Origin of the sequence: Alteromonas sp. W12, from assembly GCF_001924945.1 — a bacterium.
In the GTDB taxonomy this organism is placed as follows: domain Bacteria; phylum Pseudomonadota; class Gammaproteobacteria; order Enterobacterales; family Alteromonadaceae; genus Alteromonas; species Alteromonas macleodii.
The window spans coordinates 662,674-688,412 of sequence record NZ_LQXH01000007.1; the positions used below are offsets into that span (position 1 = coordinate 662,674).

Here is a 25,739-nt window from a genome sequence, read left to right on the forward strand (position 1 = left end):
ACGTAAAAGACATGTTTGGAATATATAGAACTATTTTAGCAATAGTTGTGGTTATCCATCACCTAGGCTACATACCAATAATTGGACATTTGCAGTTCATGGTTTTTTCATTCTTAGTGGATTTCTCATGACGACCATCATGCATGAGAGATATCACTTTACTTTGAAAGGTATAAAAAAATTCTATCTTAACAGAGCATTGAGATTATACCCTCAAAACTTCGCTATGTTGATGCTGTCATTTCTGATAATCAGTTATTATGGAGAAGATATATCTTCAGTTTATAGAAGTCACTTGTTTTTACCGAGTACTGTTGCAGAATGGACACAAAATATTTCTTTGATTTATGTAGACTTTTATCCGAGCAATATAAGCCCTAGGTTACTTCCTCCGACCTGGGCGCTGACTGTAGAGTTATTCTTCTATGCATTGATAGGTCTGGGCTTGTCCAAAAATAAGTCAGTGACAGTCATGTGGTTTTCACTTTCGGTATCGTATTTTATTATTTCTCATTTATATGACCTGCCTTATCGTGATCGTTACTCTAGTGTTATTGCTGGTAGCCTTGGTTTTTCGATTGGCGCGATTATGTATCATTATAAAAACAGACTTCTAAAGTATTTTAAATGTACAAGTATTTATTTGCCTGTGGGTTTATTCTTTGTAACGTTTTTGAACATGCTATGTGGCGCTTTGTGTCATTATTTTGATTTTGATAATGCATTTTGTTTTTTCTTTTACAGTAATTATTTTTTAAACACTTTGACTATACTTTCTTTACTCCAAGCGAAAGCCCCTAGTAAAATCAAGTCCTTGGATTCTTCGAACGGAGATTATAGCTATCCCCACTCTTTGGTTCATTGGCCATTGGGGTTAATTGTTTCCATGGTTTTATTTGGCAAACCAGTAAATGAGTTTTCTTTGGCCTCTGTGATTGTTGCATTTTTGGGCTTAACCACAACTTGTTTCCTATCATATTTTTCAATTCGCTTCATCGATAAACCTATTGAAAAACTAAGAAAAAAATTGAAGTGAGTACACCATTGAACTTTTGCAATAAGTAATATTTTGGGATTGAGTGACTTTAAAAAGTAATGGTTTGTCATGCACATTGTAGTGTTTGAAAAATTCCAACATAAATCTACTTGAAGAGAAAAAATGCTCTACAGACTTTCACAACTAATCCTAATTTTAGGGATGCTCTTATTAATCCTTAACATCTACGGACTGACTCAATCGTTAAGACCTGAAGGTTTAGATGAAGATGTATTAAGGTTTAAACAAAACGACTTATTACTCTCAAAAGAAGAGTTTTCTAAGAAAGTTAAAATGCTACCTGAAGAATCTCAGTCTGAATATGCTCAGCGGTTAACAAAAGTTATTGCTGATGGTATTGCCCATGTGCATTGGGGGAAGTATGACCCCGACAGGTTTCATCAGCGCGTACCTATATGGGAAAATTATATACTCTATTTAATGGGGGGCTTCTCGGGTATTCCAGAGTTTGAACGGTATCATTTTACCATTGCAGAGAAAGCAATAGAGAGAGGGGTTGGTTTGTGTGGCGATGCTTCAATGTTGATGTCGGAACTACTCAATAAAGAAGATATCTCTCATAAGATTGTTACCATACCTGGACATGTAGCTATTGTTGCAAGTATTGACGGAAAAGACTTTTGGCTAGACCCCGACTTCGGTGTAGTAATAGAGAGTACACTAGAAGAGTTAAAGTACGAGCCAAGGCAAATAACTGAAGCCTACAACGAACAGGGCTTTATAAACAACGGCGAAACTGTTGTAAGAACTGGGTTCGAAAAGCATTCTTACCAAACATGGAATGGTGTAAAAGAATTCGTAAAAAAGAAGTATTACTTTGAAAGATTTAGCTATTTTTTAATCTGGCTAATTCCTGCATTCCTCATTTTAGTTAGTATATTTTTAGGTAAGAAATATGGGCGTCGGTAGTTTTTTCAGAGTCTCACTTATTACCAAACCATTGACTGTCGTAATGTCTTTCCTTGGGATGGTGCTCATATCACGCATTTTGTCCCCAGATGAAATAGGGGTACAGGTTTTAGCTGCTTCGGTAGTCTTAGTCGTGGCTGAATTAAAAAATATGGGAGTTGGGTCTCTGATCATCAGAGAGAAAGAGCTCACAGATGCTATCGTTTACAGGGCTTTTACTGTTTTAGTTATTACTTCGTTCAGTATCGCCTTAGTACTCATAGCTATGTCAGGCTTAATAGCAGATTTTTTTAAAGATGAAAGAGTAAGTTATAGTCTTGTAGTTGTAGCTATCTCTTTTGTATTTATTCCTTTTTATTCGGTAACAACAGCCGCACTCGCTAGAGAGTTCTCATTCTATAAAGTGGAAACGATTAGAGTGACCGAGGTTTTCTTACAGCAGTGTATTCCAATAGCCTTGGCGCTTTATGGTTTTGGTTACATTAGCTTACCTTTAGGTATCTTGGTGGCATCTGCAGTCGCTGCTATCTTGTCAACAATATTAAAGCCCGAAAAAATTAGATTTAGACTACAATTTCGCGGAATAGCATCAGTATTCAAGAGAGGAGGGCTGATATCTATTGCGGCAATGCTGAAAAGGCTGGCTACTCAGTTTCCCGAAATGTGTCTAGGTTTTGTTTCAAATGCTTCGAGTGCAGCGTTTTATTCAAGAGCTAATGGTATTCCTAATTTTACGGCCAAGTCAGTCAACAATCTTATAAGCCCCGTTATTAGCCCTTATTTTTCACGGGAACAAAGAGGCGGTGAGCTACAGTCAGCATTCATTTTGTCAAATACACTAACTCAACCATTAATTCTGGCGCCTCTCTTATTCCTGTCGGTTTATGGCGCTGAAGTTGTTTTATTTGTGTTTGGTGCTGAGTGGAGCACGGCTGGTAACCTTCTTCCCGTAATAGCAATAGCTTTAATATTGAATAATGTTTGCATGTACTTTGAACAATTGATGGTAATGGCTAAACATGAAAAAGTTCTTTCCGTTTACCAACTCGGAAATCTATTAGTTACGGTAGTTAGTTGTGCCTTAATCGTTTATCTTGAGAGTTGGCTGTCCATTGTCTATGGAATTCTTATATCTAGTGCAATCGCTCTAATCGCGAAGCTTATTTTACTGCGTGTGTACTTTGAAGGCGTAGTCTCTAGACTAATACGTTCGATGATCAAAAACATTTTCATACTTTTATCGTTCACTGCGTTTATTTGGGTCGTTAAATACATCTTCCACGATATAGAAATGTCATGGAAACTAGCGTTAGAAATTGTCGTATTAGGTTTTATATATCTAGCTACCTTACTCGTAGCTAGGCATGAGCTAATCAGTCGCGTTATTTCAATAGTAAAGGGCAAGTAAAAGTGTCACTCAGTTCCAAAGTAAAAGAGTTTATCAAATACGACTTTAATCAATATAAGCAGCCATTGGTTTTTGCAATTTCACTAGTAATTTCTATTCTTAAATTATTTGGTAAACATCAGCTAGCTTTTAAGATTACCGCAAGTACGTTTCGTTCAGGATGGAAGGGAAGTGAAAAACTAGCGCAAAAAGAAATCAATTTTTACTTCGTTCAAAAACCAAATCTTGGATCGAAGATAGCGACTAAAGAGATAAATGATATTGAGCCTCAAAGCAACACAGAGAGGCTGTTTCGCAAACCAGATCAAATGGTCGGTAAAATTGTTACAGTTATCTGTAATCCTACTGAATCATCTAAAGGTGTTGTAATTGTTAAGTACAGTGTTTACTTTGGTTTATTTGCTAGATTTTTTGATGTCGAAAAAATCAGCAGTAAATATTATATTATTTTGGAGCCAAGTTGGGCTGGTCTCTGTGAATTACCAATTTTCTTTTACACATCATTGAAGTCTCCCGTTTTCGTTCAAACTTATGAAGAAAGGGATTTTGAATTAATAAGTAATTCGAAAACGAATCTTATTCCAATTCAAATAGGACCTTCATGGTTTATCAACCATGAAGTATTTGTTCCGCAACAGTTACAGAAATTATACGATGTCATAATGGTGGCTGCTTGGGCTAAATTCAAACGCCATGACGAATTTTTTAAAGCAATAAAACCTTGCATAGAACGAAACAAAGATTTTAAGCTTGTACTTGTTGGCTATCCGGTTGATATGACAAAAGAAGAAATTCGTCAGTTGACCCAAAAGCATGGTATTGAGGAAAATGTAACAATCTTCGAAAAAATTTCTCGAGATAAAGTCTCAGAGGTTTTATCTAGTTCCAAAGTGAATGTTCTGTGGTCAAAATTTGAAGGCAATAATAGAGCCATTATCGAAGGAATGTTCTGCGATATTCCAGTAGTGTTGAGAGAGGGCCATAATTACGGAGAGCACTATGATTTCATAAACGAAATGACAGGGTGCTTTGCGAACGAGCAAACCTTGTCAGACGCTGTAGAGGAGATTATAGACAACCTCGATTCTTTGGCTCCAAGAGCATATGTTTTAAATAATAGAAATGCTATCCAAGCCACTAGAGCAATTGAAAAGTGCATCGCAAACCAAGAAGGTGTGAGTTGCGATATGTGGCATGAAAAACTGGCCGTTAAAACGAATGACTTAGTAGGTATGAGTTACCTAAAAGCAGACCCTCAGCATTTTGCGAAAGCTAACGATGAAATTAAAAAGTGCCCGTCCGGTAATACCCACATTCAATTCATAAGTTAGCTACGGAATGGTGTTCTCTTTTTGCAAAGGAGGGTGATCATGCAGCAATATCAACGAAGAGAAGTTCAAGACTGGCTCAGCTTAGGGGAAGTGGACATAATGACAAGCAGTCAAGAGTCGCCTCGAAGGAACTGCTCGGAGGCTCAATTTAACGATCAAACCAATTAGCACTTGTATTCCCCAATAAAAGGCTGCTATGGTTTTGGATAAACAACTCAAAGATTAACTTAAGAAATGGAACCTCTTTTTATAGTGAGTCCCTTAAATCGAAGTGGCACTAACTTTTTAGCTAATTTAATATTAGAAACTGGAGAGTTTCAAATGCCCAAGGGTATAAATGAAGACTACTTTTCGGTATATTCGGACAACTTAACACGTTATGTTGATTCAACGATCAAGCATTGGTCAAAACCATTTTCTGACCCCAAAAGTAAAGAGAAAGACGAAATTTTAGCAGAGTTTGGCGACGTTTTATTAAATCGAGCCAAAAAAAAGTGCGTAAACGAAAAGCGTTTGCTTTTAAAATGCCCAAGACCGAACAATATCGAAAATGTATTTAAACTTTTTCCTACTGCTAAGGTATTGTTTTGCATAAGAAACGGTAAAAGCACTGTCGACTCCTTTGAAAAAAGTTTCAACCATTACACTTTTAAAGATATTGTTGACCTTTGGGCGAAAGGTTGTAGAGAGATTGACAAGTGTGTTTCGCGGTATCCTAACGCAGGTAATGTTCTTGTAATAAATTATGAAGATATCGTGCGAGCAGAACACTCAACAATAGAAAAAATAAATTCATTCTGTAATTTAACCAAAGGCTTATCTAAGGACTCAATCGAGAACCTACCCATATTTGGTTCGTCTACAAATAAAAACGATGAAAACAAGTTGCACTGGAGTCCAGTGAAAAAAACTTCCAACTTTGACCCGCTGTCGAGAGGAAACGATTGGGGTTGGACGAAAAGAATGTTGTATAACTATTACACCAGAAGTTTAAATACTGAAAATAAATAGCGCCTGATTTTTTAAGAGATATGCTAGAAGTGTCAACGGACAAATGTAAGATGTACTAGCTCAGACTTGATCTGACAGTTACCCGTTTTTTTAGGTGCCGCTGTCAGATTAGATTTGAGCTAGATTCTTCTCAGCCCAAGCCTGTTTCCCATCGATTAATGTTTCTAGTGGTGTTCTACCACAGCACATTTTGCCCTGATGAGTCCTTTCATTGTTGTAGTAATCCATCCACTCGTCCAGATCTTTTTGAAGCTCTTCTAGCGACGCGTACAGTTTCTTACGGAACGTAACTTGGTAGAACTCATTCAATATCGTTTTATGGAAGCGCTCGCAGATACCGTTCGTTTGCGGCGACATTGCTTTAGTTTTCGTGTGGTCGATATCATTTATCGCAAGGTAAAGCTGGTAATCATGGTGCTCTACTGTCCACTTCTCCTTTGCAAAAAAAGAACGCCATGCCTTTTGCTAACTTATAAATTACATGTGGGAATCACCGGACGGACACATTAAAAACCTTTAAAGGTAAGTAGCAATAAAGATTGAATGCATTAAAATTTACTTAAAAATTCTGATGAAAAACGACTTCAATTTGCTAAATGAGAGTGGGTCTCGCTTTATACCTTTCCACATATAAGTGAGCGCCACTCTCTTAATTGGCTCGCTATACCCCAGATGCCAGAAGTAAAAATTAGCAATCTTTTTGTATATTATTTTTTCTTCTGCTTTGTCTAGTAAGACGTAGTCAGTGTACTTTTCGTAGCCCATAATCAGTTGAGTATAAGTGAAAACTACTTTTTTTCGGTCATTTGAACCTGAGCTTGTGGTGTTTCCTTCGTGCTCGTAAACAGTTGCCAACACCTGCTCTATAAATCCACCATGAAATTTGTTTTTTAACAACACCAAAGCCATGAGCCTGTCCTGCCCGATTCTCAAATTGGGTATTTTCACCTTTTCAAAAATTTGTTTTTTGAAAAGTGTATTTTGGAACCCCATGTAAATGCCATTTTTCAATTGGACTTCAATGGCAGCGTTTAAATCTAACGCGTAAATACCTTTACCTACTTGGTGTGCTATTTTGACGAAATTTCTTGGGCAACCGTTAGGATAAAACGAGTTTTTACTTACTAATTCATTCGTAGCTAAGTTTCGACGCTCTACAGGACAATAGATCCAATCTAATTTAGAAGACTCTAGTGCATGAATGAGAGAACTTAGATAATCGGTATGCCACAAATCATCACTATCGAAGAAGGCTAAAAAATCACCCTTGGCATTATTTACTCCGCTTTGTCTCGCTGCTGCGGCTCCTTGGTTTTTTTGGAAGTAATAGGCAATATCAAACCCATAGTTATCTTTCAAACCGTCTATTATTTCCCTCGTATTATCCGTGCTTCCATCGTCAACTATTATAACTTCGACGTCTTTAAAAGTTTGTTCGGATATGTTATTCAAAGCCCGTTTGATAAAAGTTGCTCTATTATAAGAGGGTATGATTACGCTAATCATTTAATTATTTTTCCATAAATGCTATGAAGATTACTAAGGTAACGCGAAGGAGATGCATTTTTTTCAACAAAGCGTCTTGCATTTATACCCATAGCGTCGTACTCGTCCAGTGATGTTCTTTCTATTGTTTCTGCAATATTCTTCAAAGAGTCAATTTTGCAGAGTATACCCGTCTCGTTATGAATAATTATTTCTTTGAGTCCCCCCACGGAGTTAGCTATAGTGGGTTTACTAAAAGCTCCCGCCTCTAATGGCACTCGGCCTAGAGGCTCTTCCTTCGATAACATTATCACGCAATCTATCGAATGGTAGAAGTCTTCTGTTTCTTCTAAAAAGCCTAAAAAGTGAACGTTCTTAGAAATGCCTAACTCGGTTGCAAACGCTTTGCAACGAAGAAGGTAATCTTGCTGTTTTGTAGTATCGTGCCCGGCAATTATGACCTGCCAGTCAACTGTTTGACAGTAAGACAACATCTCGAGCATCTCTAATACGCCTTTAACTGGCGATATCTGACCTATAAAACCAAAGGTTATTTTGCTTTGGCATAATGAAAACTTCTTTCTAGCCGCAATTTTTGATTCTTCGACATTTTTCGCATTTGCAAGTGCGTGCTCAGATATTGGGTTTATTAATGTTTTGATATTAGCGATTTCGTTATAAGCACTATAATTACTTTTCAAGCTATCTTGAATATATTTACTTACACACACGAGAGCGTCAGCCTTTACTTTCAACCACCAATCTATGTCTTCGTTAATAGGATCTCTTAGATGGCAAACTAGTTTCGTGTTACTTAATTTAGGCACAAGGGAAAGTGAAGGGTAACTCCATACCTGGTTGCTATGTGCTATATCAATATTGTACTTTCTAAAAAGGAATACTAGTTGGAGTCGCAGTTTTAGTACTTTTAAAAAAGAATCTGTTTCGTTCAAAGCTACTTTTTCTGTAGATATGTTATTGATTTTAGCCCATTCATACATAGGTGATTCAGCAGGACAGAAAAGTATAGGGTTTATCTTTTTACTTTTTGTAGCTTCAAGCAGTATGATTTGAAGAGAACGCTCAGACCCACCAATAAAAGGGGCTAGTGCTATATACCCAACGTTCAATATTTTCATGAATTGCTAACTTCTTTATATATGGCATCTATTCTGCCTGCTAATATAGGCGCATCGAAATTTTCCAGTATTCTCTTTTTTTGAACTTGTTGAACATTCTTGTATATCACAGGGTCATTTATTAAAGAGTGGGCTTTTTCTGTTAGAGAATCTAGATCCCCGTTTTCAACAATACACCATTTATTTCCTATAACTTCTTGGACAGACCCTCCAGTATAGCCAATTGTAGGTACAGACATCGCCATCGCTTCACTTACGCTCATACCGAAGGTTTCAAGTTCGCTAGTGCTAATGAAGACGTCTATAGATGAATAGAACTCTGAAAGGTCTTCTAAGTTACCAGTCATAATTACAATATCTGATAAACCTAGCCGCTTAATTTTTTCTTTTATACTTAGCTCGTAGTCTGGGTCAGCGTATTTGCCACCGCCGGCAATAACACCGTATACAGTATTCTTGCCTTGATTAAGACGCGCCAATACTTCGACAAAATCTTCTATTTTTTTACGAGGGCGAATAGAGCTAGCGGTACCAATTAAAAAGCTATTGTGTGGTATCGAATACTTCTCCCTAAATAGAGCAACTTTTTGATCGGAATAAGAACCAACCAATGCTTTGTAATCTCTTCCGTTCCCTATAACAGTCGACTTATCACCTTTGAGATAGTCAGGAAAATGCTCTATACACTTGCTGTATTGGTCGTGACTAGTAAACATTGCTTTTTTCACTTTACATTTTCCACCAAAAAGCCAATGAGCATAGCTCTTGTTTAGAACAAACCTAATACCTGTCACGACCGGTATTCTCGCTAGCGATGCTGCGTATCTTATGCTTGTGTATATTTCATGCTCATTTACGTGTATGAGATCTATCTTTTCGGATTGAAATAGCTTGATCCAAAAAATAGTATCTTTAATAAAGCTAAAAGGTTTCGAAAGAGCAGGAACTTTAAATGCTGCTTTAATAACTTTTACATGCGGTAGTTTGCCTATATCATCTATCCAGGGCCCGGATTGAGAACACGCAACAGTATATTGGTGCTCAGGCTTGTTTTTTACTAAGGCATCGAGAACACATGTAGTGCTGCGAAGAGAAGCGCTGTGAGTCATTATTAAGACGTTCATTTTTGTTTCCTTACAACATACAAATTATAAGCGCACGCGCTAAACAATATGCACCAATAAAAAACCTCAGATCGCATTCTGTTGATAAAGCTCATAGTGACCATAAAGCCTATAAGAGCAGATTCAATGCTTACCATTTTGTAATAATGTTCTGCAGCTCTATGACCTAGTGGCCTTAATTTTTTCTTGACTGCTGAGATACTTTTGAAGCTAGTTATTATTACCCCCAAAAAGAGTATAACCCCTAAGTATCCCAATTCTGAGAGCACTTCAAACCAAGTAGAGTGAACACTTTTTCTTCTAGATGCACGAGAGTTATCACCAGAAGATGAAACGACAACATCCTGAGGGATGTAATCTGGTGCATGATAATTGAAGCCTTTTATTCCTTGCCCCAATGGATAATCAAAAGACATTTTGACAGCAGATACCCAGAAAATCGTTCTGGTTGAGCCACTCTCTCTACTAGTATCGACTTCTGATTCTTCCACTATAGAAAAAATACGCTCTTTAAATGAGTCATCCATTACACTTAAAGCAGCAATCAAACCTACTATACCAACTGCGAAGACTTTCAATTTCTGGCTTTTATTTTTTACTGAAGTAAAGAACAAAGTTCCCATAAAATAGGTAAGACCAATCGCAGCGCCTAAAAATGCCCCTCGACTATTAATCAGTACCAATGCGTTAGCAATAAAAGCAGCTGCTACTAAAAATATCCCTTTCTTTAATAGCCCTTTAGTAACCCAAATATAGTAAACACAAAAAACTATTGCAGGAACTAGAACAGAAGCCGTGCCATTGGCGTCTGGCGTATCTACCGTGCCTATGCCTTCTACTCTATTCCCACTATTTCGGCCAACTTGGTATGCGACGAAACTTAGATACCACGCCCCGTAAATGTATCCTACTATTGCATAGTCTAAATGCTTGATAGTATTTATTAATTTGTAAGCTATTAGCATGGTAATGCCAAGCTTTATGAAAACCTCAGTGAATATAGAGTGAGCGATAGGATAAACAGCCCAAAAATACACAATGGAATGGAGTAATATTAAAAGTACAAAATATTTTAACTGAGGAACTACTGATATCTTATTTCTATCTAGTTGCTTTCTGTTCAATATGTAGAGCAGCCCCATTAGGGCTACTACGTAAAAGGAATAACTAATTTCCGGTATCAAATAGTGCCACCAACGCATTGATGGGTTATAGAAGTAAACCGCTTGGTAAACTAAAAAAGCGTAAACTGGCGCGACCCTGAATGCTTGTAATATCCCACCTGCATAGGTTAGGAAAAACAGTAAAACATTTAACATATTAGTTCTTCGTATAGATCGCTGTAACGTTTGTTCATTACGCTTTCTCGGAAAGATTTGGCAAATTTCAAACTTGCGTTTTTGCTCATTTTTGCCATTAACAAGGGGGAATCTAGTAATGTAGATATTGCTTGAGCAAATTCTTGAGCAACATCATTGCTTGTTACTTTACCCGTTTCGTCGTCGATAACAATTTCACTATTTCCACCTGCATCTGTGACAACGCATGGCTTGCCTAAACTCATAGCTTCAAGCAGGGTCATTGAGGTGCCTTCACTTAATGACGGAAGTAAAAATATGTTCATTAAAGAGAGGAATTCTGTTGGGTTCTTTTGATATCCGGTTAGTATAACTTTGTTTTCGAGACCTAAAGTACGAATTATTGACTCTATGTTTGCTCGCTCTTCTCCATCCCCGACGATTAATAGCTTAACTCTTTCATTTTTCTGAAGTAATAAATGGAATGCACTCAATAACATTTTGTGGTTTTTAATAGGGTCGAATCTTGAGATTGTTCCTATTACCTGTTCACCTTCGGTAATTCCGAGACTTTTCTTGAGTTTTCTGGAAAGCATCGGAGAACTTTTTAAAGGCGCTATACCGTTATAAATGACTTTGACTTTATCTAACTTGATAAACTCAAACTCGTTCAAAGCCAGACGTGTAGCATTTGATATAGCTGTAACAGCATCTGTAAGTTTTAGAATTAAAGGGTTTACAAGCCTACGTTTAAAATTTGTTGAATCAGGATAAAACCTGCCGTGCTCAGTAAAAATAACTTTTACACCAAGCAAAGAACTAGCTATCGCTCCGTAAACCCATGGAGAGTATTGATGGCAATGCACTATGTGTATGTTTTGCATAGCAATAACTTCTCTCAATCTTCGGATCAATCCCCAATCAAACCCTGGCTTGCGAGAATATGAATTTACCTCAATACCTTTTGATTGAAGATCAACTCCCCAAGGCCCTAATGTGTCCTCAATACAAAATATAGACATGCAAAAGCGGTTACTGTCGCTCCCTTCAATTATGTTTTTTATTACCATTTCAGTGCCACCTATGCGCATATCATAAGTTACATGCAGAATATTAATCATGCTTGGCGACTTCCTCTAATAGCGGTTCTTAGGTTCTCTAGTTGACCTCGTGACATTGAAAACTTAAATCGCTTTCTAGCGTCCATTATAGGGACTTCTACTGCTCGGTAGAGTATTTCAGATAAAACTAGAGTTATTACTAATGCTGTTAAATAATAAAAGATAATAAAGTCTTTTGAAATAAACCGTTTTGTGATTGCTAGTGCATCTACATGGAGTAGATACATAGCATAAGACCGGGTAGAAACATGCATTACGAGCGACTTTAGCCTGCCATCTTCACTGTATTTGGTTTGATCACCCCAGACTATCCAAGTACCAAAGATAAGCGCCAACACTAATTTGTCGGGGTCATTAATACCCCAGTCCGGATTGTATCTTGCAACGTAGAACATTAAATATGTGAGTACAGCTATAGGGAATACTACTCTTATACAATGCGTCAACTTATCCCAAATATATATAAGGTGATGCTTTACATAGGCTAACAGAACACCCATCGCGCAACAGTCAAGTCTTACATGAGTTTCAATTGAAGATTGATACCAACCTAGAAGACGAAAAATTAATGGGCTCAAAAACAATGAAAGCAGAATCAGAATTTGGATGCTTTTGGGAGCTCTAAGAAGTAAGACCAATAGAGGAGCAATTAATAGATAAAACTGTTCTTCTACAGACAAAGACCAACTTACATAAAAAATGTCTAAATTTATTTGATAATTTTGTAAAAAAAACAAATAAGCCCAAGGGAAGTCAAAAGTGTCCTTGGTTAGGAATTGTTGTAATATTGTTAAGCTTAACACTGCGTAATAAGCTGGTAGCGTCCTCATCCATCGTCGATACCAGAACCTTCGAATTTCCACATTCCCATACTTTTTCTTCTCTATTAGAAGTTGGTTTCCAATCAACCAACCCGAAAGAACAAAAAACAGGTCAACGCCAGTGCCACCAAATTGTAGAGGCGCGAGTAACTGAGGAGAGCCTAAACTATTTATCGTATGACCCGTAAACACAAGCATTATTGCCAGCGCTCTAAAGCAGTCTAAAGCAAAATTACGCTGCATAACGTTCAAACCACATTTGATACATCAACATGCTCCACAGTACTATGCCATGGTCAGCTTTACGCGTTTGATGTTCTTCCCAAAGTTTTTTTATAACACCGCTCTCGAATACGTCGTTAAGCCCACGCTGTGAATCAATGATTTGAGATTCAGATAGTGATTTCAATTCACCTCTAAACCACTCATCCAGCGGCGTGCTGAAGCCCATTTTCTTTCTATACAACAGTGAATCGGGGATAAAGGGCTTAAAGACTTCTTTAAGTAAGTATTTTTTCTCACCGTCGCGATATTTCTGTGAAGAGGGAAGGGTAGCGGCGAACTCTGCAACTTGGTAATCCAGAATAGGCGCTCGTACCTCTAACGAATTTGCCATACTCATGCGATCAACTTTCACAAGGATATCGCCCGTCATGTAGGTCTTGATGTCGGTGTAAAGAATTTTGCTTAAATGGTCCGGACCGTCGGCTTTGTTATACATGTCTAAGGTATATTGACTAGGGTGGTAATCGGCGAGCTGCTGTGCAACCTCAGGCTTAACTAAGCTTTGCCACATTTCGTCAGTCATCATACTGTTGGTGATGTAAAAGCCCATAGCAGGCTCGTGAGATAAGCTTGTGAGTAATGATTTCGCTTTTTTACCGACTGTGCCTGGCACTTTTCCAGCCATCTTAGCCAAATGCGGAAAAACAGACTTTCGAACCGTTTCGGGAAACTTACTTCTAAGTTTATTTTCAACGTCGTCAACTGAGTACTTTTCGTAGCCAGCGAACATCTCATCGCCGCCGTCTCCCGCGAGCGCAACGGTTACAGCCTTTCTTGCCAGTTCCGAAACGAAGAAGGTCGGCACTAACGAGGGGTCAGCAAAAGGTTCATCAAAAAAGCTCACGATATGTTCTAGTCTGTCGCTAACGTTTTGGTGAACGGTAAATTCATGGTGCTCTGTTTCGTATTTTTCAGCTATTTCACGAGCGAAATCCGCTTCGTTAAATGCTTTATCATCAAATCCTATGGTACAGGTTTTTACGGGAGTTTCGCTGGCTTGTGCCATCATAGCCACAACACCCGAGCTATCCACACCGCCGCTCAAGAAAGCGCCAAGCGGAACATCACTGATCATTCTTTGTTTAGTGACTTTTTCAAGTAAGGTCTTTAACTGCGCTTTATTGGCATCTTCACTGGCACTTGTGGCGTTTTTAAAGCTCAAATCCCAATATTCATGAATGCTGAAACCGTCTTTATTAAGAATTAAATAATGAGCAGGTGGTAACTTGTGAATGTGCTTAAAAATACTCTTTGGGTCGGGAACGTATTGGTATGCAAAGAAGTCATATACGGCGTCTAAGCGAATTTCTCTTGGAATGTTCTCCAACGCCAATATAGCTTTAATCTCAGAGCCAAACGCAAATCGACCATTATCATTAAAATAGTAAAGGGGTTTTTTACCCAATCGATCTCGTGCAATAAACAGTTCTTGCTTGTTTTTGTCCCACAGAGCAAAGGCAAACATTCCGTTTAGTTTATCTAAACACTTGGTTCCTTCGCGTGCGTATAGCTCTAATATAACTTCGGTATCTGTATGGCTTTTAAATGTAACACCGTCGTTTTCAAGTTCGGCTCGCAATTCAAGGAAGTTGTAGATCTCGCCATTAAAAACAATAACCAAGTCACCCTCTTTCGAGTACATGGGCTGATTGCCTGCTTCTGAGAGATCAAGAATACTCAGCCGCCTATGACAAAGGCCGATATGTTCATCGATATACATGCCGCTGGCATCTGGGCCTCTGTGATGAATAGCCTTGTGCATAGCTTCTAATGAAGTTTCACCGCCTTCGTTGAAATTAAAAAGGCTAAATCCTGCAATGCCACACATGAATGGTTATCCCTACAAACTGATATAAGGCCGAAGAATTGACCCAGTTACAATGGTAAATTTTAAGGGAAGTTCACGCCAAATGTTTTCGGCTATTTCTCTTACCCTGCTTGAGCCTGACTTAGCGTCGCTTTTAGCGTCTATCAACTCATTATTTTTATCAAAACTCTGCCAGTTAAGCAGTTGAGGTTCTGCGCCCCATTGTTTTTTAAATTTATATGTGCCTTCTTCAAAGGTTGAGCGGCCAAAGTCAAAAACTTTCACGCCATTGTCGGCGCAATGGGAAAGCAAAGACCAATACAACAACATATTAGGAGCAAGGCGATTGAAGTCACGAAGTGTTGAGGCCCATGGAATAGAAGCGTTGTCACCCGATTTTATGATAACGCCACCACCAATAGGCTGGCCATCGTGATAAACCACGCTAATTAAACTACTTTGGCCGTAACTTTTTATAATTGCCTTAAACCATTTTTCAGCGTGAACAGGAGAGCCGAGATCTCTCATGTTTTGAGCATATACGTTGTAGAAATCACTTACTAGTACGTTCGATGTGCCTAACTCAAAGGTAAGCCCATTTTTTTCCGCCTTCCTTATTTGGCTGCGTAATTTAGATTTGAAACTTGATAACAGTATTTCACTAGACTCAGGCAGTGGCAAAAGCATACGTACTTTTTTGTTCTCAAACTGGATTTTGTCTAAAGGTGATTGTTCTATACCTCTAATTTCCAATTTTTTTCCTGTTACGTTTCGCATCTGCGCAGCAAGAAGCGCACGCATGTCATTTAACACCTTGTCGTTGTCGGCTAAGCCATAGCCTACATCGCAATAAGGTAAAGAACATATTTGCTTGCCCAGCAAAGGTATATTCATTAAAACAGCAGGGAAAACACCAACAACTTGCCCCGTATTAGCACATGTGGCAATAACGCCAAGCATTGAATGACCGTAAGCGGCCTTTACTGCTTCAAGCCACGCAAACTTGTGATAAGCGGAAGCATTTTTGTGTTGTGATACATAGGCATCCCACAAAGGTTTGTCGCTGGCTGACGCTATTCGTAACTTTGTATTTTCATGTGCCGTCATTAATTTTGGTCACCCTTAATAACACCGCTTGAAGTGCTGCGGTTACTTAAATGCACCTTGGCTTCTGAGATAGTGCAAAATTTAACATTGGCATTTTTCGCTAAGTGTTGAGTAACAACCTCAATGCGCTGGCATATTGTTTCAAATGCATTTGGCCCATCTAAAAGGCCCGTTGCTCCGTCGATTAAACTAGAGCTGTGTAAGTACATATGAATAACGGGGTGTTTTTTTTGAATGCTTTGGTCGACTAACGCAAGCATGTCTTCGATTTCGGTAAGCTCTGGACTCAAATAAATCTTTCTTAAAAGTTTACTGTGCCAAAGCAGACCGACAGATTTAACCCAATTAAAGGGCGGTTTAGATAGTCGATTATGAATGCGTTCACCAAGAGAGAAGTTTTGAATATTAAACCCTGCGGTAACAGGGATCTCAAGCAGTTGACGCTGCTCTCCAGGAGCCAGTGCGTTGTCAAACGAAGGCCAATAAGGCGATTCTGGTGCACTTAGGCAGCTAAAATAGTCGTTCCTGTAAAAAGGATAAACGCTTGAATCTACTACATAGCCTCTTGATGCAAGTAATCTAAGCATTTTGGCACTTACGCCCCATCGCCCGCTTCTAAAGGACTGTGGGCGAACGCCTATTTCGTCGTGTAAAAGGGCGTTTAGTGCATCGAGTTTTTGCTCTACTTGCTCTAAAGGAAGGTTTATTACGTGAGATTCCGCTTCGGTTGTCTTACCGAAATAGGGAGGGTTACACCAAGGGTGTAGATGTGCTCCAATTTCCGCGCTGTGAGACTTAGCAAAGGTTCGCAGAGTTTGACTGCCAACATTATTGCTTGCAACGGCGTAATCAACAAAATACGTAGGACGGATACCAAGACTTTCACAGAAGGTTTGAAATACAGGAAGCTTTTCAACGTTTTCAACTGAACAGTTATGCTGCGGAAACTCTTCGTTCCACTGCCATTCTTCTTCAGTATCAATAGTTAAAACAAATAACACGTCCTGTTTATGCATTTACACTCTCTTTCAGGATTCCTTCGAATAATTCAAGGTATTCATCAGCCATTCTCTTAGCAGAGAAATTGGCTTCTACAAACGACTTTGAGTTTTGAGCTAGTGAGGTGGCGAGTGCTTTGTCATCTAGCAGTCTCTCCCAATCTTTCTCAAGCTGCTTGCTGTTGTGAAGAGGAGCCAATAAACCAGACTCGTTATGTGTTATTAGCTGGTCGATACCCGCAATGTCATAAGCAGACACCGGAATTTCCATGGCGCATGCTTCCATTAAGCAGCGAGGGATGCCTTCAAGCGTCGACGTCATTACGAACAAGTCAAAGTCGCGCAGCAGCTGTAGCCTGTCATTTCTAAAGCCTAAAAAATGAATGTCGCTGGCACTAGCCAGTGTTTTTGAATACGCCTCTAAGCTGGGGCGGTCTTCGCCGTCACCCAGCAGTACTAATTCAATATCTTGACGCTTTTTATATAAAGACTCGAAGCAGTCTAAAATGGCTTTTATATTTTTCCGGCTGATCATTTGGCCCACAAAGCCAATGGTCTTCTTTTCTTTTGGCTTGTCTGTTTTTGTTTGTCTAACGGCTTCTACTTCAGACAAGTCTACGCCATTTTGGATATACTCAAGCTTATCAGGCGATATATTAAACTTCTCCACATCACTCATTAGTTGCTTAGAAAGTGGAACAACTTTGTCGGCAAAGCGCATCGACTGACACCCTAACCAAATAAAGAGACGGAGTTTCAAGTCGGCAGCATTTTCAAAGCCGTGGGGTGTTACAACACACGGAATACCTGCTTTTCTAGCCGCCATTACGCCCAAAATATCTGACTTATAGCCGTGAGTATGGATAATATCGATATCTTGTTCTTGAATTAAATCCGCCAATTTCGAAACGGCACGCAGGTCAAAACGACCCTGCATAGGAATGTGGTGAGTTTTTCCTATCGCTTTGAACTGTTTTACTAGCTCTAGCTCTTCTGTACCGGGCTCTAAGGTGACAACGAGTTCACTCGAAACACTATCTGGTAAATGCTTTGATAACGCTAACACCCATCTCTCTGCACCGTAAAAACCGGTTGAACAAATAAACTGTAAAACTTTCATTGTTATTTATGCGAGCTGGTACTAACAGCGCCGCGTACTCCTATTAATGTTCCAAGTGCTCTAGCCGGAAAATAAAGCAGATAAAAAAGTGAACAATGCCACCAAGTTACTTGCTGCTTAACAAGCCTTTTTAATCGCCACGTGTACGCTGCAAAAGACAGTAAAGCGCCTACTAACATAACTATAGCGACAATAGGTTGCGAGAATATTATCGCGAGAAAAGCCAGTAAAAGACCACCTGTAAATGCAAAAGGAACAACAAAACTTGGCCATTCTCTCAGCGGAATGCGCCTTCCTTTTAAAGATGCAATATTGGACTGGCCGCGCCATATTTCTTTTTTATACATCGGTGCGTAAGCTTTGTCTTCGCCAATGTGAATATACTGGGTTTGTGAGGTGTAAAACAACTCACCTAATTTACTAACCTTATCGGTAAAGAAATAATCTTCACAAGTAAGAAGGTGTTCAGGAAACTTACCTGCCGCTTCAAATGTTTCCTTTAAAAGAAATAAGTTGCGGCCAGGCAGAAAACTGACAGGCACATCAAGTTCAGCATTGCTTAACGCAGTTCTTATTCTCTCTAAAGGCGGCGCGTTAGGGCTGTTCACCTGCATGGCGCTAACTAGAGCCGTATTGTCTCGCGTTTTGAGAGTATCAATCATCACGTCTAGCCAATTCGAAGCAAGTGCAACATCTGCGTCTAAAAATGCCAAGTATTCACCTGTCGCCAAGCCGGCGCCCAGATTCCTAGAATGTGAAATCGTGTTATTTTCGTCGTTATATACAACTCGCAAATTTACTGTTTCGATAAATGCGCTGAGCGTATTTGAAATTTCTTTATTCTGACTTACCAAAACAACTTCGTATTGTTCTTTAGGTGTTGTTAGGCTCGCAATACTTGTTAGTGTTTCAATGAGCATGTCTTCACGCCCCTTATGAGGAATGATAAAAGACGTATTAATACTCATGGTTTACCTAACCATTTTTGAAGTTGTGGAAAACGTTTCACTAGCTGTTTTCTCTCTCTTGACGGAGATAAGTCGATAAGGTTGGACAAAAGGAAACTCAATGAATTGGATTTTTCTGTTAAGGCCTGACCTTTTTGTGTAGAAGTCGATGAAAGAGGGCGGGCAGCCTGCTTAAAACCGGAGTAATGACCGTTTTGCATCATTAAACAAAGTACGCGCGTGGTACTCGTTTCTGTACTCGTACTAAGGCGTTGAAAAATTATATCAGCTAGTTGCTCGGCTTTTTGCTCAGCAAGTGTACGTTGGGCTTCAGTTAAATAGTTAGATGCAAAATGCAGTACGCATAGTTTTCTTAGGTCTTGCCCACTCCACGTTTGATTCGGAAACTCAAGAATGTCAGGCTTGTCCAGATAAGCATATTCGTTCACAGCCATCCAATTGGCATAGTGAGTAAGTGAGTCTACTGCGTATTGATAGCTCGAGTCATATTCACAGCGCTGTTCTTTAAGTGATATAAATCGGCAAACTGCTTGTAGGAATACAGTATAAAACCACGTTGCTTCGACATTATCCAATTGCAATTGGTCGAAGTCATCGGTGGGGGAGACCGTATTCGCTATAATATAGGACGCTGCTTCAATGTCACTATCACAACCTTGTAGTTCGTATCTATCTAGCCTTGCTTGCAGGTAGTTACCCGTACCTCTGTCTAGAGGATACTTTCCTGTTTTTACATTTTTAACACCAGGAATATCGCTATTTTTAAACGCAAGCAGGGCGCCTACAAACGTACCGTCGCCTTCATAATAATTGGTTACCCATTGCGTTATGGATAATGCGGCGTCTCGAGACGGTGTGTAGCCAGTAAGCAAATGATGCAAAGTGAGACCATTGGTATAACAATGTTGCCCACCCGGACCGCCGCCTCCAGCATGATCATCGTAAACACCAGACGGCTGATGTTTAGAGTACGTTCTATGAGAAGCTGTATATGCCTGAACATAATGGTCGGTATGCCAAAACAGTCCGCCGCTATACTCGGGCTTATCGTCACTGGTGTGATAAACATCAATATCTGCAACGTGCTTGGCAAGATCATCGGCTAGTTCAAACCAACGAGGATCGCCGCTTAACAACCACTGCATCAGCATTCCAAATATAGGGTCGTATTGATTGTTGTAATGTGACACGAAAAAGGGCTCGTCAGGTACGAGTGCCTTTTCGTGATCCGCATACAGCTCACCAAAATGTCGCCAGCCAAATTCGTCGATATCGAGCCGCTTTTGATAAAAAGAAGACGAACCTTCAATGCCATTTTTTATAAGTGAGTCAAACTCACATGATTTAGAAGGGAGAAAAGGCAAAACAGATGCGTTTTTTAACCAGGCGCTATCAATGACTACCTGCAGCGATTGTATGTTAAAAGGTGCGATTGAAATGCGTCTTGTTTTTTGTTCACCAGGCTGGAGTTCAGTATTCTCACTATGCCTAGAACCTAACAAACTAACGCTCAAACTGTCTGCTGTTAAATGTGCTGAAGAAGGAAAATTTTGCCAAAACTTATCAACATGAATACTAAAAGTGCTACCGCTGTTTGAAATCTTAATTTGCGGTTTTGCTTGGTCACCCGAAAGCAATAAGTGGTCTGGTTGGTAAAGTTTAAAACCGCGAAACGGAAGCGAGTTAACGTTGTCTTGATTTACATGGACTGGACTTTGCCAGTTTTTAAAACCACTGGAAGCCTGATGAAGTGTCAGCTCTTCATGTTCAGATGAACTAAAGACATCAGAATTTAGCGTAAGCGTAGACTCTAGCGATTTACCTTTGAACGAGATACAGCATTCTTTTAAATAAATACTGTTTGGGTCTCCCAAGTCCCACTTCCCATTTGGGTGTGACGCAGCGCTTGGGTTTCGCATTGTTAAATGAGCACAAACCGTTCCGGTACTAAGGAAGATTGACGCTTCTGTTTCAACAATCAGCTTTTTATCGCTGCCAAGCCTAATCTCGTATTTTTGTTCAACGGTTAATGCGCTGTATTCGTTGTTATTGCAATGAAGAGCATAAGAGAATGCAATAGGGGTTATCGATTGAGGATTAACATCAACAATATCGAAAGAGCTGGATAAGTGCTTGTCGGTTACAAACTGAAAAGGCTTGGCTTTGTTAATTGTGAATGTTTTGCCACTGCCCAGAGACAGTGAAAGCGCCTCATCGTTATTGTTTACAGGTGAGACAAGCTTGTTCAATGGTGAGTCGCTCACCACCGCTTCTAGCGTCAGAACTATTTCATCGCTTACCGAATGGCGCTGTAAATCAATCAAACCTTCACATAACAACCACTTTATTGAACCATCAGGCCATAGCTGCGAGGTTTTGATAAAAACATCAGTTAGTAGTATTCCGTTCGCGGCAAGCCGAAATTGAGTGACGGCGGGCCACATTCCCTTAGGGCAGGGCAACCCTGTTTTAAAATGTCCGCACGTCTCTTTGGCTAAAGAGGCAACCTGGATAGTTCCAACCGTTTGTGTCATTACTGCTTTCTTTATTTCTTCCGTGAGCAATGTTCTTGATGAACATATGCATAATGACTCTAGTATGCCAATGGAATTGCCACTTGTGTAGCCTTCATCACTAATTTGTTACTTTGACCTTATATTTGCTTCGAAGTAGTATGACTACAGGACAAGTAAAAATACTGAAGATAGCTTGGAAGGCGCTGATGTCGAAAGTTTGCGTGTTGTCGCAACGAGTACCGTATCCCCCAAATAAGGGCGAAAAACTTAGAACATATCATCAAATTGAATTTCTAAATCGCTTAGGATACGAAGTCGAAGTTTTTTCTCTCATAGAAACTGCAGAAGATAAAAAAAATGCTGAAGCGTTAGCCAAGCATCTTGGAATTTTGGTTAACTCTTACCAGTTAGGTAGTAAATTCACGCGCTATGCTTCGGCCTTACTGCAAGGTTTGCCCATAAGTGTTGGGGCGTTTTACTCAAAAACACTTCAACATATTATTGATGAAAAACTGAAAGATGGTAAGGATGCGCTGCTGTTAACCGCGTCGAGTTTAAGCTATTACATCTTCAGCTCGCCTTATTACAACAATACCCATTGTCGCCTATTTATGGACTTTATGGACGTTGATTCAGATAAGTGGGCGCAATACGCAGATTCTTCTTCTTTCTTAATGCGCTACGTATACCAGCGTGAAAGCAAAGGTATAAAAAAGCTTGAGGCTAAAACAAACCAACGGTTTGATGAGTGCTTTTTGATTGCAAGCGAAGAGGCGCAGCTATTTAATTCTTCAGTAGACTCATCGAAAGATATAACCGTGCTTGGAAACGGATTAGACTTCGATGCGTTTTATCCAGCGAAAACACAGCCTTGCGCGGCGACAATAAGCACTGCGCCGCATTTCTTGTTCACGGGCGTGATGGACTACAAACCTAATGTAGACGCGGTACTTTGGTTTGTAAAAAATTGCTGGCCACTCATTCGTGAAAAAGCGCCCAATGCAAAATTTACCGTGGGTGGTATGAACCCTGTTGAAGAAATAAAGGCGTTGTCAGACCGCAATGGCATAGATGTCACGGGCTTTGTCGATGATATATTGCCTTATTTTCACCAAGCTCATGCGTTTGTGGCGCCATTTAGGTTGGCAAGGGGCGTGCAGAACAAAGTGCTTCAAGCGGCAGCATGTAAATTACCGATAATAACCACGTCTATGGGAGCTGAAGGGATCTCGTTTGCCAACGCCGACAGCATGTGGATAGTAGATGACGTGGACAGCTTTGTAGCTGCATGCGTGGAAAGTATTGAGAACTTTGAGCTATCACAACATAAAGCTCAACGTAGCTATCAAGCAATAGTTAGCGAATATAGCTGGGAACAACAACTGAGCCCGTTGAAAGTGGCAATGGCACGAATATGAAATCAATAATTAAGAAGAGTTTTTTTGCCCTTTGTGCACTTGTAATGTTTCCTTTCACGCTTATGTATTTAATGCTGTCTATTGTGGTAAACAAAGACTCACTGCTTTCCTCTTTTAGCCAGCTGCTATCGCTTATACCCGGTAAACTAGGGTGTTATTTACGTTCGGGCTTTTATCGATTTGTCATGACCTCGTGTGCGCCAAATGTTCTCATCGGTTTCGCCACGTTGTTTTCACAACAAGATACTGAGATTGACGAGGGGGTGTACATAGGTCCGCAATGTAACATTGGTAAATGCGCTATTGGGAAAAATACTTTGTTGGGAAGCGGTGTGCACATTATGAGTGGCAAAGGACAACACAAGTTTTCTGACCCAGAAAAGCCGATTAAAGATCAGGGCGGCGTTTTCACCAAAGTCTCTGTAGGAGAGAACTGTTGGTTGGGCAACGGTGCACTGGTTATGGCCAATATTGGCAAAGGAAGTGTAGTAGCAGCAGGCTCGGTTGTTGTTGATGATGTACCCGCGGGGGTTATAGTGGCTGGGAACCCTGCGAAGGTATTGAAGAAAATTTCTGTTTAAGACGATTGAGTAAGCAGGCTAATCGACCCTCTTTGGACTCAGTATATAAAGTCAAATTTTTGAAAGCATAAGTTTCTGTGCAAAGGCTTTTTTTGTATCGACTTTCTCCACCTAAGAAATCATACCAGTGAAAACCTTTGTTTCGATAATATTCCATCAAAACAAAATGTAAGGTATACCCTGGTTTAATTTTGTTGTTTGTAAACTGATAATTTATGCCTGAGCAGTAAAAATAAACTGTATCGCCCAAAATGAGGTTATAAGTGTATCCCAGCAATGTGGCGCCTGCTTTCACTTCTACAATACTTACATATTTAGAAAAATTTTTTAATAAATACCTGTGATGCAAGAGAAAAGATGGGTTATTAAATCCACTACCTTCTGTGCTGTCGCTCCACTTCTCTTTATGTAATGCGCCTAAATTATCGAAATAACTATGAAGCTGGGCTTTTGAAGCTTCATTTACTGAAATCAAGCCATAATGGTCTTCAAGCAATCTGATAGAGCGGCGAATTTGAGAACGGGTGTTTTTTGAGAGTTGCTTGTCAAGGTTTGGAGTAAGTAAAGAAGTTCGATAGCCATTAATTGTTTCGGCAATAATATCAAAGGTGTTTTCAATTAGCTTTTTGTCGATTGATATATCGTGTGACATAGAGATATATAGCTTACAAACATGATTTTTTTTGGCTTCATTTAAAAGAGATATAAGGCATGCTTGTTCGTGTTCCTTTGAGCAAATTATAGTGTTGTATTCAATCCAAATTTGGTCTTCATGGGTCTTGCCTGACTGGTTTAAATACCATGAGTTTAAAGGAGGAAAGGGCAGCGTCTTTTTACACGCTATCCAACAATAGCCTATAGGATGACTATCTAACTTGAAGACGTAAATAGCAGGGAATAGTCGCAGAGAGGATACCCAAGACTCTTGCCAAACCAGGGATGTAAAAGGTGTTGGTACTTCAATGTACTCATGAACTTCTCTAAGAAATGACATTGCTTCTTCAAATGAAGCTAAAATCTTACGCTCTAAGAATACTGCCATAGACAAACTTTTAAGTTTAGAAAGCTAGGCTCACAAGCCTAGCGATAGACGTGGTTTAAGTAAAATAAAAAAGCCCTCGTATGAGGGCTTTTAAAATACTTTCAATCGTTTTTCACGACTTTCTGCGTCTTGCTGCAGCTAAACCTAGAAGGCCCAAACCTGCTATCGCTAGCGTTCCAGGCGCAGACACTAGAGAAACACGAGCCGTTGATTCCTGCTTAATATCAACCTGGTAATCACCAGTACCTACACGGAAAAATCCGCTATCGCTCGTGCCGGTAGTAACAAATACTCCAGTGTCACTTCCAGAGAAATCATCCCCTTCATTAACAAGATTTCTGCTTAAAAGCGTTGGGCCGATGTCGACATAGCCACCACCAAAGTTAAATCCAAGCGCACCGCCTGTGCCATTCGAAGAATCAGTTCCTAAACCTACAGAAAGAATTGCCGAGGTCGTTGCATTAGAAACCTGGCCTGAACCTATTGATTGAGATGCATCGACGATAAGTGAGTAAGACGCAACGAATCCAAGATATAATTCAGAAACGTTTTGTACAGTAATTTCTAGCGCAGTGGTAAGCGCATCTGCAATGTCTGAGTTACCTGAAGCGACATTATTGTTGCTGCCGACAGATGCTGCTGCGTATGTTAATCCTGATGCTTGGCTAGTTGGGTCAGCAAGTGCGTTACCACTTACTATCGAATCGGCCATGCCATAACCATAGCCATTTGCAAGGCTATCGTTATGAACAGCAAGTGCGCCGGCGTAGTTGCCAACTAAGCTATTGTTAGAGACACCTAGAATCCCACACGAGGGACCTGTACAATCAAATACACCATCCGCTGTGTTTTCAGCGAGATCAAAACTCGTTGCGTCATCTGCAAAAACGGGCGAGTCAGGAAGACCAACACCGTTAAAGCCAGTGCTACTAGAAGCTGAACGCAGACCTCCAGTGATCGTAATGAATGTTGCTAGGTCTTGAGGAGCAACCTGCTGTGTCAGTGCCTCATCATAGTACGCAACGATACCAAAAGATTGCACGTCCAAGTAAGATGTTGCCACAACGCCAGCGTTTGCAGAAAGCGAAGCGCCTGCTAAAGCACACCCGGCTACTAAGCTCTTTGTGATTTTAGAAAATTTCATGTCTATTCCTCATGAATAAAGATTCGGTGTTTCGCAACTACTGACTACA

General features: G+C 39.8%; 21 protein-coding genes and 2 pseudogenes. 8 read left to right on the forward strand and 15 right to left on the reverse strand.

Features of this window, described 5'->3' with window-relative positions:
* Positions 1 to 97 precede the first annotated feature (97 nt).
* The 6 genes and pseudogenes from AWH61_RS10405 to AWH61_RS10425 all read left to right on the forward strand — a co-directional run.
* Positions 98 to 1,036, forward strand: a pseudogene (locus AWH61_RS10405) (acyltransferase family protein); the annotation flags it as partial.
* A gap of 123 nt (positions 1,037 to 1,159) precedes the next feature.
* The gene (locus tag AWH61_RS10410) at positions 1,160 to 1,966 is read left to right on the forward strand and encodes a hypothetical protein (RefSeq protein ID WP_075177017.1); all 807 of its coding nucleotides are present in this window, start codon (positions 1,160 to 1,162) and stop codon (positions 1,964 to 1,966) included.
* The gene (locus AWH61_RS10415; RefSeq protein WP_075177018.1) at positions 1,953 to 3,374 is read left to right on the forward strand and encodes an oligosaccharide flippase family protein; all 1,422 of its coding nucleotides are present in this window, start codon (positions 1,953 to 1,955) and stop codon (positions 3,372 to 3,374) included. Before AWH61_RS10410 ends, AWH61_RS10415 begins: the two co-directional genes overlap by 14 nt.
* A gap of 2 nt (positions 3,375 to 3,376) precedes the next feature.
* A complete protein-coding gene (locus AWH61_RS10420; protein ID WP_075177019.1) occupies positions 3,377 to 4,705 on the forward strand; it encodes a glycosyltransferase in 1,329 nt (442 codons plus the stop codon).
* A 39-nt stretch (positions 4,706 to 4,744) separates the two neighbouring features.
* Complete coding sequence (locus AWH61_RS20290) at positions 4,745 to 4,873, forward strand: hypothetical protein (protein ID WP_283932525.1); 129 nt, start codon at positions 4,745 to 4,747, stop codon at positions 4,871 to 4,873.
* A 66-nt stretch (positions 4,874 to 4,939) separates the two neighbouring features.
* On the forward strand, positions 4,940 to 5,716 hold the full coding sequence (locus AWH61_RS10425; RefSeq protein ID WP_075177020.1) for a sulfotransferase: 777 nt from the start codon (positions 4,940 to 4,942) through the stop codon (positions 5,714 to 5,716).
* Between the two features lie 108 nt (positions 5,717 to 5,824).
* Here the strand turns inward: AWH61_RS10425 and AWH61_RS10430 are convergent.
* From AWH61_RS10430 to AWH61_RS10490, 13 genes and pseudogenes are all read right to left on the reverse strand, one after another.
* Positions 5,825 to 6,139: pseudogene (locus AWH61_RS10430) on the reverse strand (integrase core domain-containing protein); the annotation flags it as partial.
* 132 nt (positions 6,140 to 6,271) lie between these two features.
* Positions 6,272 to 7,222, reverse strand: coding sequence for a glycosyltransferase family 2 protein (locus tag AWH61_RS10435; protein ID WP_075177021.1), 951 nt, complete (start codon positions 7,220 to 7,222; stop codon positions 6,272 to 6,274).
* The gene (locus tag AWH61_RS10440; RefSeq protein ID WP_075177022.1) at positions 7,219 to 8,340 is read right to left on the reverse strand and encodes a glycosyltransferase family 4 protein; all 1,122 of its coding nucleotides are present in this window, start codon (positions 8,338 to 8,340) and stop codon (positions 7,219 to 7,221) included. The genes AWH61_RS10435 and AWH61_RS10440 overlap by 4 nt, the downstream gene beginning before the upstream one ends.
* Positions 8,337 to 9,464 (reverse strand): glycosyltransferase family 4 protein, encoded by a 1,128-nt coding sequence (locus AWH61_RS10445; protein WP_075177023.1) that lies wholly within the window; start codon positions 9,462 to 9,464, stop codon positions 8,337 to 8,339. Before AWH61_RS10445 ends, AWH61_RS10440 begins: the two co-directional genes overlap by 4 nt.
* Positions 9,461 to 10,783: an O-antigen ligase family protein gene (locus AWH61_RS10450; protein ID WP_075177024.1), complete on the reverse strand. Its 1,323-nt coding sequence runs from the start codon at positions 10,781 to 10,783 to the stop codon at positions 9,461 to 9,463. Before AWH61_RS10450 ends, AWH61_RS10445 begins: the two co-directional genes overlap by 4 nt.
* Entirely contained in the window at positions 10,777 to 11,883 is a 1,107-nt protein-coding gene (locus tag AWH61_RS10455; protein WP_075177025.1) for a glycosyltransferase, read from the reverse strand. The genes AWH61_RS10450 and AWH61_RS10455 overlap by 7 nt, the downstream gene beginning before the upstream one ends.
* Positions 11,880 to 12,947 (reverse strand): acyltransferase family protein, encoded by a 1,068-nt coding sequence (locus AWH61_RS10460; RefSeq protein WP_075177026.1) that lies wholly within the window; start codon positions 12,945 to 12,947, stop codon positions 11,880 to 11,882. The genes AWH61_RS10455 and AWH61_RS10460 overlap by 4 nt, the downstream gene beginning before the upstream one ends.
* Positions 12,937 to 14,817 (reverse strand): asparagine synthase (glutamine-hydrolyzing), encoded by a 1,881-nt coding sequence (gene asnB / locus AWH61_RS10465; protein ID WP_075177027.1) that lies wholly within the window; start codon positions 14,815 to 14,817, stop codon positions 12,937 to 12,939. Before asnB ends, AWH61_RS10460 begins: the two co-directional genes overlap by 11 nt.
* A 12-nt stretch (positions 14,818 to 14,829) precedes the next feature.
* A complete protein-coding gene (locus AWH61_RS10470) occupies positions 14,830 to 15,903 on the reverse strand; it encodes a GNAT family N-acetyltransferase (RefSeq protein ID WP_075177028.1) in 1,074 nt (357 codons plus the stop codon).
* Complete coding sequence (locus tag AWH61_RS10475) at positions 15,903 to 16,919, reverse strand: polysaccharide deacetylase family protein (protein WP_075177029.1); 1,017 nt, start codon at positions 16,917 to 16,919, stop codon at positions 15,903 to 15,905. The genes AWH61_RS10470 and AWH61_RS10475 overlap by 1 nt, the downstream gene beginning before the upstream one ends.
* The gene (locus AWH61_RS10480) at positions 16,912 to 18,021 is read right to left on the reverse strand and encodes a glycosyltransferase (protein ID WP_020743977.1); all 1,110 of its coding nucleotides are present in this window, start codon (positions 18,019 to 18,021) and stop codon (positions 16,912 to 16,914) included. The genes AWH61_RS10475 and AWH61_RS10480 overlap by 8 nt, the downstream gene beginning before the upstream one ends.
* Positions 18,022 to 18,023: 2 nt before the next feature.
* Positions 18,024 to 18,989: a glycosyltransferase family 2 protein gene (locus tag AWH61_RS10485; RefSeq protein WP_075177030.1), complete on the reverse strand. Its 966-nt coding sequence runs from the start codon at positions 18,987 to 18,989 to the stop codon at positions 18,024 to 18,026.
* Entirely contained in the window at positions 18,986 to 21,523 is a 2,538-nt protein-coding gene (locus AWH61_RS10490; protein WP_075177031.1) for a hypothetical protein, read from the reverse strand. Before AWH61_RS10490 ends, AWH61_RS10485 begins: the two co-directional genes overlap by 4 nt.
* Before the next feature lie 188 nt (positions 21,524 to 21,711).
* Here AWH61_RS10490 and AWH61_RS10495 point away from each other — a divergent pair, with 188 nt between their 5' ends.
* Complete coding sequence (locus AWH61_RS10495) at positions 21,712 to 22,923, forward strand: TIGR03087 family PEP-CTERM/XrtA system glycosyltransferase (protein WP_075177032.1); 1,212 nt, start codon at positions 21,712 to 21,714, stop codon at positions 22,921 to 22,923.
* Positions 22,920 to 23,504, forward strand: coding sequence for an acyltransferase (locus AWH61_RS10500; protein WP_075177033.1), 585 nt, complete (start codon positions 22,920 to 22,922; stop codon positions 23,502 to 23,504). Before AWH61_RS10495 ends, AWH61_RS10500 begins: the two co-directional genes overlap by 4 nt.
* Here AWH61_RS10500 and AWH61_RS10505 read toward each other — a convergent pair.
* Together AWH61_RS10505 and AWH61_RS10510 are read right to left on the reverse strand one after the other, a co-directional pair.
* The gene (locus AWH61_RS10505; RefSeq protein ID WP_075177034.1) at positions 23,455 to 24,546 is read right to left on the reverse strand and encodes a GNAT family N-acetyltransferase; all 1,092 of its coding nucleotides are present in this window, start codon (positions 24,544 to 24,546) and stop codon (positions 23,455 to 23,457) included. The two genes, AWH61_RS10500 and AWH61_RS10505, sit on opposite strands and share 50 nt — an antisense overlap.
* Before the next feature lie 112 nt (positions 24,547 to 24,658).
* Positions 24,659 to 25,690, reverse strand: a complete 1,032-nt coding sequence (locus AWH61_RS10510) for an EDSAP-1 family PEP-CTERM protein (protein ID WP_075177035.1) — start codon at positions 25,688 to 25,690, stop codon at positions 24,659 to 24,661.
* Positions 25,691 to 25,739: the final 49 nt, after the last annotated feature.

Bases quoted from the DNA above. Each gene is read 5' to 3' on its own strand.
- AWH61_RS10440 (WP_075177022.1), bottom strand. From the start codon at position 8,340: ATGAAAATATTGAACGTTGGGTATATAGCACTAGCCCCTTTTATTGGT.
- AWH61_RS10445 (WP_075177023.1), bottom strand. From the start codon at position 9,464: ATGAACGTCTTAATAATGACTCACAGCGCTTCTCTTCGCAGCACTACA.
- AWH61_RS10510 (WP_075177035.1), bottom strand. From the start codon at position 25,690: ATGAAATTTTCTAAAATCACAAAGAGCTTAGTAGCCGGGTGTGCTTTA.
- AWH61_RS10500 (WP_075177033.1), top strand. From the start codon at position 22,920: ATGAAATCAATAATTAAGAAGAGTTTTTTTGCCCTTTGTGCACTTGTA.
- AWH61_RS10425 (WP_075177020.1), top strand. From the start codon at position 4,940: ATGGAACCTCTTTTTATAGTGAGTCCCTTAAATCGAAGTGGCACTAAC.
- AWH61_RS10490 (WP_075177031.1), bottom strand. From the start codon at position 21,523: ATGACACAAACGGTTGGAACTATCCAGGTTGCCTCTTTAGCCAAAGAG.
- AWH61_RS10480 (WP_020743977.1), bottom strand. From the start codon at position 18,021: ATGAAAGTTTTACAGTTTATTTGTTCAACCGGTTTTTACGGTGCAGAG.
- AWH61_RS10415 (WP_075177018.1), top strand. From the start codon at position 1,953: ATGGGCGTCGGTAGTTTTTTCAGAGTCTCACTTATTACCAAACCATTG.
- AWH61_RS20290 (WP_283932525.1), top strand. From the start codon at position 4,745: ATGCAGCAATATCAACGAAGAGAAGTTCAAGACTGGCTCAGCTTAGGG.
- AWH61_RS10450 (WP_075177024.1), bottom strand. From the start codon at position 10,783: ATGTTAAATGTTTTACTGTTTTTCCTAACCTATGCAGGTGGGATATTA.
- AWH61_RS10475 (WP_075177029.1), bottom strand. From the start codon at position 16,919: ATGCATAAACAGGACGTGTTATTTGTTTTAACTATTGATACTGAAGAA.
- AWH61_RS10505 (WP_075177034.1), bottom strand. From the start codon at position 24,546: ATGGCAGTATTCTTAGAGCGTAAGATTTTAGCTTCATTTGAAGAAGCA.
- AWH61_RS10410 (WP_075177017.1), top strand. From the start codon at position 1,160: ATGCTCTACAGACTTTCACAACTAATCCTAATTTTAGGGATGCTCTTA.
- AWH61_RS10485 (WP_075177030.1), bottom strand. From the start codon at position 18,989: ATGAGTATTAATACGTCTTTTATCATTCCTCATAAGGGGCGTGAAGAC.
- AWH61_RS10455 (WP_075177025.1), bottom strand. From the start codon at position 11,883: ATGATTAATATTCTGCATGTAACTTATGATATGCGCATAGGTGGCACT.
- asnB (WP_075177027.1), bottom strand. From the start codon at position 14,817: ATGTGTGGCATTGCAGGATTTAGCCTTTTTAATTTCAACGAAGGCGGT.
- AWH61_RS10435 (WP_075177021.1), bottom strand. From the start codon at position 7,222: ATGATTAGCGTAATCATACCCTCTTATAATAGAGCAACTTTTATCAAA.
- AWH61_RS10470 (WP_075177028.1), bottom strand. From the start codon at position 15,903: ATGACGGCACATGAAAATACAAAGTTACGAATAGCGTCAGCCAGCGAC.
- AWH61_RS10460 (WP_075177026.1), bottom strand. From the start codon at position 12,947: ATGCAGCGTAATTTTGCTTTAGACTGCTTTAGAGCGCTGGCAATAATG.
- AWH61_RS10495 (WP_075177032.1), top strand. From the start codon at position 21,712: ATGTCGAAAGTTTGCGTGTTGTCGCAACGAGTACCGTATCCCCCAAAT.